Source organism: Luteolibacter sp. Y139 (assembly GCF_038066715.1).
GTDB lineage: Bacteria > Verrucomicrobiota > Verrucomicrobiia > Verrucomicrobiales > Akkermansiaceae > Haloferula > Haloferula soli.
Map to the genome: position 1 here is coordinate 113,900 of NZ_JBBUKT010000013.1, position 15,066 is coordinate 128,965.

Consider the following 15,066-nt stretch of genomic DNA (forward strand, 5'->3'; position numbering starts at 1 on the left):
TTAGTGTCTCCCGGGGTGGGTGGCAAGCCTCATCCCAGACTCCGGTTGCGGCCGCGTTCATTCTCCGCCCCGCAGTGAGGACAGTGGAAAATACGCCCGCGCCCCTCGTCTTCAACCACCAGCAGGCACAGCCGGCAATTCACGCGCTTCCGCACCGACCGCCGCTCGGCATTTCCCGCCGACCAGCGGGAGATCCACTCGAAAAAAACCACCACCACCATCGTGATCCCGATGGCCCACGCGGCGAGTTCAGTCAGGGAGAGCTCGATCATGATCCACTGGAGATTTCGACAGCCGTCCAGCCGCCACCCTTGTCACCGCCCTCGATCGTCACCTGCCGGAGCCACTGCTCCACGCTGTCATCCACGACCGGCTCGGCGGAGAAAAGCGGCGTCACCCGGGTCACGTGGCCGTTGGCATCGTACCCGAGCAGATACCGGTTGCCCCGCGCCAGCGATGCCGGCGGCACCGACTCCGGTGCCATGGCACGCACATCGCCACTCGAAAGAACCAGCGGCCGCGCGGGATCAGGCAGCGGCGGCCCCTGCGAGGGCGGATCGGGCACCGGCAACGCCGGCAACACGCCGAGCGACACCTTTTCCTCCCGGTTCGCCGCCGCCATCGGGATCTCCACGGTCACGGAGCGGAGCTTCGGCTCATAGCGATAGCCCGGCGGACGCGCCTTCGCCATTGCCTCGTCCATCAAGCCCTTCACCGCCGGATCTTCCACCGGATCGGCCCGCCGCGGCATCGGACCTGCCTCCAGCGCCTGCATTTCCAAAGACTGCCATTCCTCGCCCTGCGGGACCAGGATCATCGTCCCCCGCCGCTCCGGCTGCCGCGAAACATTGCCCACCCGTACCCTCACGCTCGCAGCCAGCCCCGCGGTGATCAGCGCCACCAAACCGAACGCCAGCATGAAGCGCATGCTATGCCCCACCGGCAAACGCCACTGGAACACCAGCCCGCTCTCGCGGTCCCGGGTCGTGCGTTTGTGGCGGAGGTTGAACATAAGTCACTGGGAGCGCGGAATTCATTCCGCCAAAGCAGCTCGGTGAGTTCGACAGGAACGAATCCCGCACTCCCCGTAAAAGCCCATCATGGCGTTTCTTTCGATTTTTCCCCACCCTCCGCCGGCTGCCCCAGCAAATATACCTTCAACCCCTTCTGCAACGCCACCTCCGCGACCTCGCGTTGCGTCTCCACTGCCACGCCCTTGTCCACCCGCAGCAGCACCGTCTCACTCCCGCGCCGCGCATCCAGCCGCTCCGAAAGCTGCGCCAGCGTCACCGGCTCCCGTTCCACCCAGAAAGCCGGCGGCTCACCGGCCGTCACTGTCACCACCGTCACATCCGCCTGACGCTCCAGTTGGAAACGCGAAACCGGCAACTCCACCGCCACGCCCGATTGGCTGGCAAAGGACGGACCGAGCAGGAAAAACACCAGCAGCAGCGCGAACAGATTGAACGCAGGCACCACGAAAAGGAACCCCGGCCGCTCCGGCAGCGTCGATTCCAGCTTCATCATTTCTTCCGCTCTTCGCGCCGGCGGGCTTCCAGCTCATCCCGCATCGAGACGATGCCAGTATCAATCCGGGCGTCGCAGATCATGTTCACCATCTCGATACCCGTGCGTTCGATCCGGTGGAAAAGCCGTTTCGTCCGGCCGAGGAAATACAGGTAAAACAGATACGCCGGGATCGCGATCGTCAGGCCCACGATCGTAGTTACCAACGCGGTGACCATGCCCGTGGTCAGTTCGGATGGACTGGCATAGCCGCCATGTGAACTGATCTGCTGAAAGGTTTTCCACAGCCCCAGCACCGTGCCCAACATACCGGTCAGAGGGGCCAAAAGAGCCACCCCGAGAATCCCGCGCAAGTTCTTCTCAATCCGCGGAACCTCAAGCTGCCCAGCCTCTTGTGCGATATCCCGCAGGTCCGGACGCTCCATCGAGTGCCTCAACAGCACCGCATGAGCCACGCGGGCCACCGGTCCCGGAGCACGCGCCGCCTCATGCATCGCCTCCGCATAAGCCTTCCGGCGGACGTGATTGGACAGCCCGACGAGCAAATCGCCCACATTGATGCGGGCCCGATGGAAGAAAAACAGCCGCTCCACCACGAAAACAGCACCGAAAAACGCCAGCGCTGCCTGAAGCCATATCATCAGTCCCCCGTTTTCCAGGAGGCCCGAGGGGTTGAATTCGGTCGGCATGTGCGCGGTCTATAAACCACCCCGAAGGATCTGGCCAGCCCGATGAAAGATTTGGGCCAGAGCCCCCGGCAGCGGCGGGAGCAGATCCGGTGGAATCAACATTTGGGAACCGAAAAACGGGCAAATTTCTACCCGCGGGAGGCCTCTCGCCCCGCCTGCGGGATTCAAAATCCCCCCTTCATCTCCCATTTCTCCCCAAAGAACCCCGCCGCCGGTATCGCTCCCGGGTATCGGCTGTTCGGCGGCGTATTCAGATCAATGACCGCCCAGTCCGGCAGTTTCGGCGTCTGCCGGGCGTTGTTCAGGTAGTCATATTCCCGGTAGGTGAAGCCGCTGTTCACCACCACGTAGCGCTCCGGGTTCAGCGGATTCGGATAGATGCAAACCAGCGCGTGGTCCGCAGCGGGAAAGCTCTTCTCCCCGGCCTGGATCGCACCGCCGCCCCACTTGACCGGAAGCTGCGGCCCCACCTTCGCCATCACAGCATTCGAGGAAGGATCGCCCCACAGGATCAGATTGGCAGAGCGGATGTCCTCCTCAGTCACCGCAGTGTCGTCCTTGATCCGGACCTCACCGCGGAATTGCTTCCGCCACTCGCGAATCGCCCGCTCTAGCTCCGCCGCAGCCCAGGCACCAGCCCTCTCATTCGCCGCCTTGCCAGTCGGGCGCACGAAGATGAAGGAGTCCATGAAGGCGTCATCGATCGGGCCTTGGAGATTGTGCTTCTTGCACAAGCCCTCGGTCTTTTCAGGGGCGATGCGCCATTTGCCGTCGGTTTGGCGGATGAACCTCAGGTGCAGCGATCGGTCCGAAGGAATCGAAACCTCACCCTCCGTGGCACCCTCATACTTCGCATCAGGACCGCCTGCAGCATCCCGCACACCGACACCGAAGGAGCGGCCGATTTCCTCGGGAAAGGTGCCGGGATCGAAGCGCAGCGCGAACGCGCTGACGTTCTTCACGTCGATCAGAAAGCCCGCCTTCGAGAAGGAGCCACGGATCGAGGACGGCTTCCAATGCTCGCCAAGCGCATCGATCTCGATCCACGCATCGCGGTTCGTCTTCAGCGAGTATGTCTCCCAATACACCTCGCGTGGCACCCGCCTGCGACCGCCCTCCGCGATCGTATCGATCGCATCCGCCACAATCGCCTTCGCGCCCTTCTCGTAGCTGTGCGCCGTCTTCGGACCGATCACGTGGCGCAAGAAGATGCCGCTGCCGTTCGCACCCACCACCCGCGCCACGGCATCGGCCGCTTGCTTCTGCTTATCGATCTCCCCGCTATAGGCGACCGTCGGGCAATTCACCAAATTCCGCGCAACCACGGTGGAATCGTAGAGGTTCCACAGCTCCCGCTCCCACGGACGCGGCTGTAGCTTCTCACCTTGGAAATTGTTCAGGAACTCCTCCGTCTCACTGAAGCCCGCGCCGGGATTCGCCGCACACCACTCCCACGCATGATGCGTCGCGATGTGCCAGCACGCCGCGCCACCCAGCGAGAACCCGCGCACGATGACTCGGTCCTCATCGATCCGATAGTCCCGCTTCACCACCTCCATCGCTTCGAAGAAATCCGTCTCACCCGCAAACCGCTGCCCATTGCAATAGCGCCCATAAGGGTGCAGCACGATCGTATCCAGCGGCGTGAACTCACCCGCTTGCGTCAGCCGCTGGTGGATGAAATCCAGCTCGCTCAGCTTCTCACCACGACCATGGAACCAGCTGTCCAGCCGCCAGCGGTGGGGCAGCTTCGCATCGAAGGACGACGGCACCACCAACCCAAATGGCTGCACGCTCCCATCGATCTTCGAGACATAACCACGAGGCACCAGCCCGGTCTGCTCCAACCACGGCGTCTTCCCTTGGCCCAGCGCCTCCAGACGGGAGAAGCCCATCTTCAGTTGCTCCGAGGCCCACTCCGTCTGCTTCGCCTCGTAAAATTCATCGTAACGCAGCGCCCAATCGACCGCCTTGTGGAAGATCTGCACGTCAGGCAGGTAAGCCAGCGCTGGCTTGCCAGCCAACCGCGCCCGGGCCTCCTCGATCGCCGCACCTAGGCGCGCGGTCTCAGCCGTTAGAGTAACTCGCTGGTCCTCGGGAATCGCCACCCCCGGCGGCGGAATCGGCCTGACATTCTCAGCCAGATTATCCGCCGCCCCGTCAGCCCACAGCCTCGGCACAGGTGAAACAAGGGCGAGCAGCAGCAGGGAAAAAACGCGGAAATCCATGGCAATCTCCACCCAATACGGAGAAATCCGCCCGACCTACCAATAAGGAGCAGCGACATTCCTGTCGCTGGCACAGGACCAGCGAACAGGAACAACAAAGTCCCACCTCCCTATTCCCCGCCCACCTGCCCTTCCCACATCGACTTCAGCGGCACCACGCTCAGCGACTGCACCGTCACCGCACCCCCGCTCGCCGACATCGAAAGCCCCGCCTGCGACGGCTGGAAGTAACGCGTGCAGGAAATTTCCCCCGCATTCACATAAGACTCCACCGAAGCCCGGTCCACCAGCAGCTCCACACTACTGATCACACCCTGCACCGCCGTCGCCCCGGTCCCCGCATTCAGCGAGGTCGAAGTCACCGTCACCGGAAACCCGCGCAGATTGAAACTCAGCGTCGCCCCCACCGGAATACTCACCTGCGCCCGGATCCGGAAAAGATCCCCGCTCGCCGCCAGCGGCACCTGCTGCCCTGCGGTCACATTCAGGTTGCTCCAACTCTGCCCCGGCAGCTCCAACTGTGAAATCTCCGCCACCGGCTGACGGAACAATCGCAGCCCGGCCGGCGTCTGGTGCAGCGTCATCTCACACGGAAAGGAAACCTGCTGGCTGAAAGGCATCCCCGGAAAAGTCGAATCGCGCATCCAGGCCATTTGAATCCGCCGCCCATCGCCCGTCTCGACGTTGTTGAAGCTCTGCGTTGCGTAGAAATTGTTGCCGCCTGTATCGCACAGCACCCGCGGCGTCTCCTCAGTGAACTGCGTGCCATCGAAGGTCCCCAACGAGTAGCGGCCGTCCGCATGCACCAGCGCCCACTTCTTGACCGATGGATTCCCCGCCAGCGGCACCTCGAAGAAATCCGGGCACTCGAACCCATTGGCAATCAGATGATTTTCGTTCGTCCAGTTCAGCAGGTTCGGTGACGTGAAGATGTGATACTTGCCGCTGCCGTACATCACCATCACCCACTTGTTAGACGGCGCATGCCAAAAGATCTTCGGGTCCCGCTCGGGGAAGACGAGCACCGGATTGCCCGCGTAGTGAGTCCACGTGCGCCCCTTGTCGAGACTGTAGGAAATGCAGTGGCTCTTGTTGTCGTTGCGCGACCAGATCGCGACCATCGCCGGATGCGCCGGATCGGTGGCAAGCCCCGAGGTATTCCCATAGTCGATCACGCACGACCCGGATTGCACGCCGCTATCAAGGTGCTCCTCCCAAAACGCGGGCTCCAGCTCCGTCCAGTGAACCAGGTCCGTGCTCACCGCATGGATCCAGCACTTGTTCCAGCGCTGGGCGAACAGGTGATACTCGCCCTCATAGTAAAGCATGCCGTTGAGATCGTTCAGCCATCCTTCCTGGCGCTGACCGGGATTGAGCCGGTCCATCACCCACTGCCGCGCCGTGAAGTGGAACTGCGGCCGCAACGTCTCCTGATAAAGCACCCCCTTCTCCACCGGCAAGGCTGCAGGCGTATCTGTCTGCAGGATGCGACCTACATTCACATGCCCCCATCCGCCCTGCGCCTCATCCACAATCTGTACCTTCGCGTTCTGTCCGAACCATTTCCTCACGTCCCATGAAGCGGCGCCCATCACATCGCTGTAACGCCCGGTCGCACTCTTCACGACCTTCCCATCCACCAGCAGATTCAGGCAGGCATGGTGCTCGTAGTCGCCACCCGCAATGCTGAAGGAAATGTAACGCCGTTGGATCAGGAACTCATCCGAGGTCAGCGTCCCAATCAGCCCATCCCCTTGAATCTCGCTGCTCGCCACACCGCCATCCGCGTTTTGAATCTCCAGTTGCGTGATCAACGGCCCATTCGCCGGGCCTTGGTTGAAAGCCGTTCCTGTTAGAGTCCAAGTCCCATAATCGGTACCATCGAAATTCCCCACCGCGAGATTCTCCCCCGTATACGCAGTCACTGCCACCCGCAGGAACCCCTTGGCAGGCACCGTTCCCCCGGCCAGCCGGAAGCTCCGATACTCGTAACCCTCAGGTACCGGAGGAAGTCCGGTGGCAACGGTCTCCACCGGCTCTACCGCAGCCGTGAAATCCGTTAGATCAGTCGTACCTTGCACCATGTAAAGGAACCCCTGACGGGAAGCGATCGGCGACGGACTCCCCGCAAACTCCGGCGTCCCGGCCCGCACCGCCAACGTCAACACCACCGGCGCGGCTTCCCCCGACTCAACCACATAAACCTTCGCCGTCCCCGCACCATCGTCAGGCCGTCCACCCAGCGCAAACTCCAGCGCATTCGGCTGACCATCACCATCGGGATCTGCCGCAGGCCCCACGATGAGCGGATCATCCTCCGAAGGAAAGAAGCCCTCCATCCAAGCACCGAACGCCGACCCACCCGCCTGCACCAACGCGATGCGATTCGTCCCCAGATAATTATAGTCCAGGCTATACCCTGAAGGCACCCCACTCACCGAAGCAAACGGCACCGGTTGCGCCCCCGTATACGACGCGATGAACAGCGGCGAAACACTCGCAGCCTCGAGCTCGGTGATCACCAGATTCGCACCGCTCACATTCAGCGTCCCATTCACATCAAGCCGGTCACAGCTTCCCCCGGAAATCTCACACGCATACGTGCCCGCGATCACCGTAGGCCCCGCCGTGAAAGTGCCAACCGTCACCCCCGGCGCAACGATCGCGCCCGCCGCGACATTCAAGCTCCCCGTGATCGATCCCGTTCCGCCAATGCTTCCCGCAGACACCTGCGTCGCCCCTGCATAGGTATTCGCCCCGTTCAGCGCGATCTTCCCCGCACCGGACTTCACCAACCCACCACCACCGGAAATCCCTGGCGCTACCGAGATGTCATAGCCATTCGTATCAAAGCTCGCCCCGGCCGCCCCAAGCGTCACCGCCCCTGTCGCGAAGTTATTGAAGAAGCTACCTGCACTGATGCCATTCACCTTGATCACACCGCCATTGATCACCACCGAGGACGTACCCCCGGTGCGATTGAAGCCCGGGGTCTCCAGCATGCCACCGTTCAGCGTCATCATGCTGGTCCCGCGGAAAGAAATGCCCGCACCGGCATCTTCACCATTGTAAGCATGCGCACTCAGCTTCCCGCCATTCAGAGTGATCGCACCGGTGGAGCTGGTATTGCCTAGCCAGATCAAGCGCGCGGCATTCACCGTGGCATTGCCGGAAATCGTCAGCGCCCCGTTGGAACTGCCGCTATCCGTGCCCACGATCAAATAGGTCCCCGAATTCACCGTGGCATCGTCAGACACGGTCATCACGCCCTTCACGCCCTGTTTGCCCACCACAAGGCTGTTCACCGTGCTGACCGCAGCCGAGTCCTCCACGATCAGATTCCCTTGCGTCGAGTTGGTCCCTATCAAACCCACCGCGATCTCCTTCCCGGAGGTCAGCTTGCCGGAATCCCGGACCGTGATGGACGAGTTCACGTTCCCGCTCGCCACCCCCACATTGATGTCATTGCCCGTCGTCTTCAGTTCGGCGTTGCCTGCAATCGTCAAAGTCCCCGTGCCACCAGCGTCGCGCCCGATGTTCGTCGTACTGCTGCTCGTGACCACCGCCGTTCCACTCAAGCTCAGCGTCCCCGTCCCTCCGCGCGACCCAACCCAAAATTCCCCACCACCACTGCTCGTGAGCGCCCCGCCACTCATCGTGTAGCTACCCGTCCCCGTCCCGCCATTCGTATTCGTCCCCCCGATCGAAACCTGCGAGGTCGCCGTGATCGTCCCGCCATCCTGCGTGATCGAACCAACTCCCGAGAAACTTCCCAGGAATAGCGAAGTCACCGTAAACGCATTCCCACCCGTGATCGCCGCCGTCCCGCCATTCGTAATGTTCGCGGAGTTCCCATTCGGCACCGCACCACCGTTCCAATTTGAGCCAGTGCCAAAAGGTCCGGTCGCCCCACTCCAATCCACCGCGCCCGCCAGCATCGGCACCAGCGCAAGGCTTCCCACAGTGACACGACGGAAGAGCATGGAGGTTGAATCAAACATGATTTCGGATGCCACATAACCTCCCCCACCCTTCTCCACAGGAAAGGGCCGAAATCGCGACACCCTCACAGACCTGTCGTTACCAATATCAGGCCGACCTGACCGCTTCAAAAGCCATCCGCCGCGAAGCCAAGCCGATTCAAGCCTCTCCCCACCCCGCAAAAATCCCCTCCAACTCCACCCGGTCCACCTCGTCAAACGCCGCCCTCTCCGTCGAATCCACATCAAACACCGCAATCACCTCTCCCCGCCCATCCCTCACCGGCACTACGATCTCACTCTCCGCCCGCCCGTCGCAGGCAATGTGCCCCGGAAATTCATGCACATCCAGCACCACCTGCGTCTCGCCCGTCGCCCAAGCCGCCCCACAGACGCCCTTCCCCCACCCGATCCGCGAACACCCCGGCGTCCCCTGATAAGGCCCGATCACCAGCTGCCCGCCCACAACCCGGTAAAACCCCGTCCAAAACGCATGCGGCATCGCCTCGTGCAACACACAAGCCGCCCCCGCCATCCGCGCAATCGCATCCGGCTCCCCCGCCCACAGCGCATGCAGTCGTTCGCGGGCAGCGGCATAGCGGGACTTCTTTTCTTCGGCCGTCGGGATCACGGGCAAATCCTCCTCATCCGGCTTCGCAAAACAACGCGATTTCACCCGCCACCCATCAGCCACTGCCACAAAACGACGCCCAACACCACGAGCGAGACGACGCCCCCACAAATCCACGCCAATAAACGCCGCGACTGCCGGTCCATCTCCGACTCACCCACGATGCTGCTCTCGCGAACCTCTGATGCCGCATCCCAGACGAGAGAGACGAGTTCGAAAACCCCTTCAACGATAAATTCGATACCATCAATCACAGCAGGAACGGCAAATCAGGATCTCACTGAAACAAGAACCCGTCTGCGCGACCACTACACAACCGGCCGGAATTCCTACCTCCTCTCGAATCCGCGAACCCTCGCACGCTCACCTTACGGGACGCTTCGGTTCGATCGGCAACATCAGGAAAGCGCCAATCTCCTCGGCATAAGCCTCCGCCTTGGCCTGATCACGAAACAGAAACAGATCCAGGGTCTTCGAAGGTCCGGCACACGAGACCACAAGAGCCCAACTGCCTCCAAAAGCACCAACCTTGCGGTGTGCGAGCCGCACGCGGTCGAAAAGCTCCAATGGATAATTCCGCGTCCATACCGGCCCATATCCTAACAAGAAGACGTGGCTTTGGATCCGGCTCCGCGACAAGCTCAGGGTAAAGCCTCGACGGACAAACACCATGTGGAACCCCGCCCAAAACGGAAGCACACCCAACGCGCACCCAAAAAAACTCAGCACCACGAAGCCAATCGCTCGCTGAGGAAGAGCCCCCACCAACTGGGGACTGTGGTTGATGATCATCACGTAAAGGACCAAGCCACCGATCCCCATCGGCAACAGTCCCAGGAGGCGCCAAAGCGCCAGCCAGGTATCCCGCTCCCGGATTACCAGTTCATCATCCCTCCTGCAGAGCTCGATTCTGGAATCATCATAGATCATTCGTTCACGATCAGGTCACGGATCCACCAGTCCACACGACCCAGCATCCAACAACGCCTTGGACTGCCATGCCGCACATCGTCAGGCACTCGCCTCACGCATCTTTTCGCAGCCGAGTTCGGTCAAACACCAATTGAAATGTCCCTCTTTGACTACCAGACCCTGCTCCGAAAGGCATCGAAGCCCACCCGGAACCTCTTCCCTTTCCACGCCGAACATCTCCACCAGAGGCTCAAGACTCCCCATCTTCATGACCTCCCCAGGCGTGAACTTCAGCATCGCGAACACCTTCAAAAGGGCGACGGCCGCTTCTTGATCTCGATTCTCCATGGCGCTCCTAACATTGCACGCGATAGCCGCTGCAACTGTCGATGAGAAAGCGCCCCCTCGCCTCCTATCTCCTCCAAAGGGTCTGCAAATACCCGCAGAATTTAAGCGCGGATGAATCCTCGCCAAACTTCAGCCGGATCTTGTCAGTCGCAGGCGTATGCATCCACAACAGGATCTCCGACCCGTTCTTCCAATTGCTCCGGACCCGATCAATCGAGGCCGGATGAACGAACAGATAGTTGTCCGCCTCCACAAACAACAGCACTCCATTGCCACCATAGCCAAACCAGCACTGGTGCCGCTTGCTGAAACCGAGAATGAACTTCGAAAGCCCGCTCCGCCTTTCCAGTTTGCTGCCCATGAACGGTAGCAGGAAACACCCCTCCATCCGCTGCGCGACAAGCATCTCACGACACTCCTTCGGCGCTCGCTCGATGTTCTTCCGCCCCGCTTCAAGGGTCTTCTCCACACTCCTCGCCTTGCTTGCCGCGATATTCAGTAGGGAGGCGATGGAATGAAGCATGTCTCTTGGTTGCTGACTCTGTTAGACGAAGTTGGCGATCTCCCGGCTTCCTCCCTTGCTGACGCTGCTAATCCGAATGAATCCGGACGCCACCTTCCCCGCGGGAAGGGAAATTTCCAACCAGTCGTTATCGACCTTGAACATGCTACCTCGTTCAGGACCGAGATCGTAGAGCATACGGCTCTCTTCGCCGCTGTCTCCAAGCTTGGCGATCACCTCCTTGCGAGTGAGGCCGATCAACTCGTAGTGATCCATCAGGTATCGGGCCATGTAATAGCGTTTCTCCGCGTTTGATTTCGCCCAAAGCCCCGGATCAAAACGATAAAACCGCCGCCTTTCGAGCATGTCGGCCCCTTTGAAATGCCACCAACCGGCTCCCACGACAACGACGCCGACTACGAACCATGGAAAAAACCGCTTCATGCAAAGGCTCACGGATTCATGCCCCACAAATGGAGCGAAGCCAACCTCACAACCCATCAATCTTCATCCTGCAATACAGCCTCGGCTTCCCCGTCCGGGAAATCGTAGCCACGATCCGGTCAATCCCCGGCCCATAGAAATTCGGCTCCACACTGACTCCGGAAACCAAATCCGTCCACGAAGCACCGCCCAGCGTCGTCGAGATTTGCACCACCGGATTGTAAGAAGCCGCCGCAGCGACCCGCCGGAACACGAACACGTAGTTCGCTCCGGAAATGCTCCCGCTCGGCAGATTCGCAAAGCCGCTCGGAACCGTCGGATCGGACCCCAGCACGAACTCGATCCCATTGGAAATACCATCCTTGTCCGGATCCGCATCGGGCAGGCCCGTGGTGGCAGGATTCAGCCCATAGCCCGCCAGCCAGGCTTGCCACGGATTCGTCACGGTGATGGCGATGTTCTTCGTCGAGAGGCCATCGTTGTACGCATAGTTGATGGTGTAGCCCGGCGGAAGATTGGCAAAGGTGCCCGTCAATGTTCCGCCGAAGCTGGCGATGACCTGCGTGGTCGGCACCACCTGTCCCAGCAAGGTCGTCTGCAGGGTAGCTCCAGTGAGGTTGAGATCACCCGTGACCTTCAGTTGGTCGATCTTCTGGGCCGTGGCATCATTGAGCCGCACCAGCAGCGTCCCATTACTCAGGTTGGCATTGCCGGTCACATGTAAGATCCCCGGACTCGTGCCCGTCCCCGCACCCGGGGCAACACGCGCCCCTGCCACACTCGCATCGAGATTACCCGACGTTCCGATACCGCCGACGGTCCCCGCCGCTCCCACATTCACGATGCCCGACTGCGTCCCGTTGATGCAGAGCTTGCCCGCATTGATGTAAGTCCCGCCCGTGTAAGTATTGTTCTTCGTGAAAATCTGCGTGCCCGTCCCAGACTTCGTCACCGCAGTGCCACCGGAGATCAGTCCATCGTAGGTCGCGTCTCCCGTGAAAAGTGTCAGGTTGCTGGCAGTGCCGGTAATCGCACCGGTACCCGAAATCGAAGCGGCGCGTTCGGTGAACCCGCTAAGATCAAATTTACCCGATGCCTTGACCGTCACCGGGGCCCCGCCGCCCACGCCGAAGTTGATCAAGCACCTCACGACTGCCGATCCCGCCGGATCGACATCGTTGCCAATCACCAAAGGCCCGGGAACTGCTAGAACGACATTCTTATTCATCTCCAGCACTCCTTGGTCCACCGTGGTGGTTCCGAAATAAGTATTGTTCCCGCCTGCCATCTGCATCGTCCCGGGACCTTTCTTGGTGATACCGCCCTGCGTCGAAGGCGCACTCGATAGCACACCGGAAAGCAGCAGGTTCGGAACTGCCCCACCGGAATTGACAGTCATCTGCCGCGTGCCACTCAGCGCGATCGCTGGAGCAATCGAAGCCCCACCGGTCGCCGCCGAGGAAGCCACGATATCACCATTCAGAACCATGCTTCCCGCCCCCGTGATCGAGCCACCGGTCATCGTGATATTGCCCGTGGTAAAGGTCGCGCCGGGCACATTGATCACCCCGCGGTCGATCGTCACCGTGCTAGCCCCGGTATTGAAACCATTGGTCTTCAGCACACCGTCCAGCTTCACATCGATCAAGCTCAGCGGCGCAAGTTGATCAGCCGCCGATAGATCGAGAATCGCACTGCCCGCCGCCCCCACTCCGTCCCCGACCTGCACTTTGGCCACCGTCGCCGATCCCGCGCCGAACTTCTGGACCAGGGTTCCGTCATTCACGGTCACGGTGTCGAGGCCGGAGGTAAGCTTCCCGCTCAAGGTCAGCGTCCCGCTTCCAGCCTTGGCGAATTTGCCGGTCCCGCCGCCAACGATCGTTCCTGAAAACGTCGAGGTGCTGTTGGCAGATCCCACCGTGAGTTGGCTACCGGTCAATAACACGCTCCCCTCACCGCTCAATGCATCGATGGTGTCGACGTAGCCGTTCATATCCAGCACCCCCGATTTATTGATGGTCACGGAAATCGAGCTGAGCAGGTCATTTTGGATCTGCTCTTGGACCACCGCTGATCCTGCCGGATCGACCGCGTTGCCGATGACCAGCGGACCGTTGATGGTATAGCCTCCGGTCTGCAGGAGCTGCAGCGTTCCCTGCGTCACCGTGGTGGTCCCGGTGAAGGTATTGCCGGAAGCGCCCATCAGCATCATCGTGCCAGTTCCGGCTTTGGTTAGGCCGCTGGCGGCGGGAGAGCCACTGACCACACCGTTCATCCGGAAATTAGGCAGCATCCCTCCGGCATTCACCGTGAAGGTCCGCGTGCCACCGAGGATCACGTTTCCCTGGACCGTCGCCGTGCTGGTCGCCGTCGAGGTTGCCGTCACATCACCCGTCAGGCCCAGGCCACCCGTGCTGGAAGAAATGATGCTGCCTCCGTTCATGGTTAGCGGACCCGCCGTCAGAAAGCCGGAGCTGCTCGTGATCGAGCCGCGATCGATATCCACCGCAGCAACGACGTCGGAAAAACTGGCCAGATCGAAAAGCCCGTCCGACTTCACGGTCACGTTGGACGCATTGTTGATCTCCGAACCCTGCCCCAGCCGCACGACGGCACTGCCCGCCGCCCCGCTACCACTGCCAATCACCAGTGCCCCCGGAATCACCACGGAAGCACCGCCGTTCAAAGTCACCGTACCTTGGTTCACCGTGGTGGTTCCACCGTAGGTATTGTTCGTGCTCGTCGAGAGCAAAAGCGTGCCCGTGCCGTTCTTGATGAAGCCAGCACCTGCCCCCGAGATCACATTGCTCAGCGTCAGGTCAGTGGCCTGGGCGCCATCATTCACCGTGAAGGTCCGCGTCGCAGGCAGCGCGATCAGCGAGGAAATCGTCGCGGTCGCAGTCGCCGAGGAAGTCGCCGTCACATCACCCTGCAAGGTCAGCGAGCCCGTCGTCCCGCTGATGGATCCGCCCGTCATGCTAAGCACTCCTCCAACATTCACGCTGGCAGTAGTGAAGGTCACCGATCCCCCGCTCACCGTCAGGTTGCCGAAGCCATCGTTGAAGCTCTTCAAGTCGAAGACGCCACCGGCATTCACCGTGATGTTCGAGGTGTCCTTGATCTCCAGCGACTGATCAAGCACCACCGATGCCGCGGTCCCACCGCCATCGGCCACCACGAGATCCCCGAGGATGCAGGTGTTCACGCCCGATGAATCGAGTAACAGGATTCCCTCGGACACGCTGGTCTGGCCGGTGTTCGTGTTCGCTGCCGCCGAAAGGGTCAGCGTTCCGTTCCCGCGCTTGCGGTTCGCGGTAGTGCCACTTAGCGCGCCCGCCAGCGTCAGCGTGCCGCCGTCCGCTCGAACATAAATCGTGGAAGTCCCGACGTACTGGATCGGCGCCGTAATGGCATTGTCGCCTGCCATGCTCCAGATGTTCTCAGTCGCCGCAGTACCACTGACGGAGAGAGTGGAACCACCGTTGACGATCACGTTGCCACCACCATTGAAGGCGATCTGATCCACCGTCACCGGATAGTTGCAGATCGATACTCCCGAAGTGCCGAACACCACCAGCGTGCCACCGCTTTCACCGGTGGTCGGAATGCCGCCACTCCAGCAGGCAGGATTGCTCCACAGGCCATTGACCGGACCGATCCAGACATGAGTGCTTCCCTTGGCGGAAGCCACCAATGCAAGGCAAGCGGCGAGACCACGGCTCACCGAGGACAGCGTGCGCAGGCACGCAAAAGACAGGGTTTTCATAGGAGGGGAAAACTTCTGAATCCGGGGGGGACCGAAGTG

Annotated in this window: 13 protein-coding genes; all 13 read right to left on the reverse strand. The window is 61.1% G+C overall.

Translation table 11 applies throughout. From position 1 onward, the window contains the following. Positions 1-29: 29 nt before the first annotated feature. The gene (locus WKV53_RS24705) at positions 30-272 is read right to left on the reverse strand and encodes a hypothetical protein (protein ID WP_341407505.1); all 243 of its coding nucleotides are present in this window, start codon (positions 270-272) and stop codon (positions 30-32) included. Beyond that, positions 269-1,012, reverse strand: coding sequence for a hypothetical protein (locus WKV53_RS24710; RefSeq protein WP_341407506.1), 744 nt, complete (start codon positions 1,010-1,012; stop codon positions 269-271). Before WKV53_RS24710 ends, WKV53_RS24705 begins: the two co-directional genes overlap by 4 nt. Positions 1,013-1,098: 86 nt before the next feature. Further along, entirely contained in the window at positions 1,099-1,527 is a 429-nt protein-coding gene (locus WKV53_RS24715) for an ExbD/TolR family protein (protein WP_341407507.1), read from the reverse strand. Further along, a complete protein-coding gene (locus tag WKV53_RS24720) occupies positions 1,524-2,216 on the reverse strand; it encodes a MotA/TolQ/ExbB proton channel family protein (protein ID WP_341407508.1) in 693 nt (230 codons plus the stop codon). Before WKV53_RS24720 ends, WKV53_RS24715 begins: the two co-directional genes overlap by 4 nt. Positions 2,217-2,380: 164 nt before the next feature. Beyond that, on the reverse strand, positions 2,381-4,444 hold the full coding sequence (locus tag WKV53_RS24725; protein ID WP_341407509.1) for a prolyl oligopeptidase family serine peptidase: 2,064 nt from the start codon (positions 4,442-4,444) through the stop codon (positions 2,381-2,383). Between the two features lie 110 nt (positions 4,445-4,554). Continuing rightward, positions 4,555-8,427: an autotransporter-associated beta strand repeat-containing protein gene (locus WKV53_RS24730; protein WP_341407510.1), complete on the reverse strand. Its 3,873-nt coding sequence runs from the start codon at positions 8,425-8,427 to the stop codon at positions 4,555-4,557. Positions 8,428-8,584: 157 nt separating this feature from the next. Then, positions 8,585-9,100, reverse strand: a complete 516-nt coding sequence (locus WKV53_RS24735; RefSeq protein ID WP_341407511.1) for a free L-methionine (R)-S-oxide reductase MsrC — start codon at positions 9,098-9,100, stop codon at positions 8,585-8,587. Then, positions 9,097-9,309 (reverse strand): hypothetical protein, encoded by a 213-nt coding sequence (locus tag WKV53_RS24740; RefSeq protein WP_341407512.1) that lies wholly within the window; start codon positions 9,307-9,309, stop codon positions 9,097-9,099. The genes WKV53_RS24735 and WKV53_RS24740 overlap by 4 nt, the downstream gene beginning before the upstream one ends. 109 nt (positions 9,310-9,418) lie before the next feature. Continuing rightward, positions 9,419-9,985, reverse strand: a complete 567-nt coding sequence (locus WKV53_RS24745) for a hypothetical protein (RefSeq protein ID WP_341407513.1) — start codon at positions 9,983-9,985, stop codon at positions 9,419-9,421. An 81-nt stretch (positions 9,986-10,066) separates the two neighbouring features. After that, complete coding sequence (locus WKV53_RS24750) at positions 10,067-10,264, reverse strand: hypothetical protein (RefSeq protein ID WP_341407514.1); 198 nt, start codon at positions 10,262-10,264, stop codon at positions 10,067-10,069. Positions 10,265-10,379: 115 nt separating this feature from the next. Then, positions 10,380-10,838 carry a hypothetical protein gene (locus WKV53_RS24755; protein ID WP_341407515.1) on the reverse strand — a complete coding sequence of 153 codons (459 nt, stop codon included), beginning with the start codon at positions 10,836-10,838 and terminating at the stop codon, positions 10,380-10,382. Between the two features lie 21 nt (positions 10,839-10,859). Continuing rightward, positions 10,860-11,108 carry a hypothetical protein gene (locus WKV53_RS24760; RefSeq protein WP_341407516.1) on the reverse strand — a complete coding sequence of 83 codons (249 nt, stop codon included), beginning with the start codon at positions 11,106-11,108 and terminating at the stop codon, positions 10,860-10,862. Between the two features lie 199 nt (positions 11,109-11,307). Then, on the reverse strand, positions 11,308-15,027 hold the full coding sequence (locus tag WKV53_RS24765; protein ID WP_341407517.1) for a beta strand repeat-containing protein: 3,720 nt from the start codon (positions 15,025-15,027) through the stop codon (positions 11,308-11,310). Positions 15,028-15,066: the final 39 nt, after the last annotated feature.

Bases quoted from the DNA above. Each gene is read 5' to 3' on its own strand.
- WKV53_RS24705 (WP_341407505.1), bottom strand. From the start codon at position 272: ATGATCGAGCTCTCCCTGACTGAACTCGCCGCGTGGGCCATCGGGATC.
- WKV53_RS24710 (WP_341407506.1), bottom strand. From the start codon at position 1,012: ATGTTCAACCTCCGCCACAAACGCACGACCCGGGACCGCGAGAGCGGG.
- WKV53_RS24715 (WP_341407507.1), bottom strand. From the start codon at position 1,527: ATGATGAAGCTGGAATCGACGCTGCCGGAGCGGCCGGGGTTCCTTTTC.
- WKV53_RS24720 (WP_341407508.1), bottom strand. From the start codon at position 2,216: ATGCCGACCGAATTCAACCCCTCGGGCCTCCTGGAAAACGGGGGACTG.
- WKV53_RS24725 (WP_341407509.1), bottom strand. From the start codon at position 4,444: ATGGATTTCCGCGTTTTTTCCCTGCTGCTGCTCGCCCTTGTTTCACCT.
- WKV53_RS24730 (WP_341407510.1), bottom strand. From the start codon at position 8,427: ATGCTCTTCCGTCGTGTCACTGTGGGAAGCCTTGCGCTGGTGCCGATG.
- WKV53_RS24745 (WP_341407513.1), bottom strand. From the start codon at position 9,985: ATGATCTATGATGATTCCAGAATCGAGCTCTGCAGGAGGGATGATGAA.
- WKV53_RS24750 (WP_341407514.1), bottom strand. From the start codon at position 10,264: ATGCTGAAGTTCACGCCTGGGGAGGTCATGAAGATGGGGAGTCTTGAG.
- WKV53_RS24755 (WP_341407515.1), bottom strand. From the start codon at position 10,838: ATGCTTCATTCCATCGCCTCCCTACTGAATATCGCGGCAAGCAAGGCG.
- WKV53_RS24760 (WP_341407516.1), bottom strand. From the start codon at position 11,108: ATGGCCCGATACCTGATGGATCACTACGAGTTGATCGGCCTCACTCGC.
- WKV53_RS24765 (WP_341407517.1), bottom strand. From the start codon at position 15,027: ATGAAAACCCTGTCTTTTGCGTGCCTGCGCACGCTGTCCTCGGTGAGC.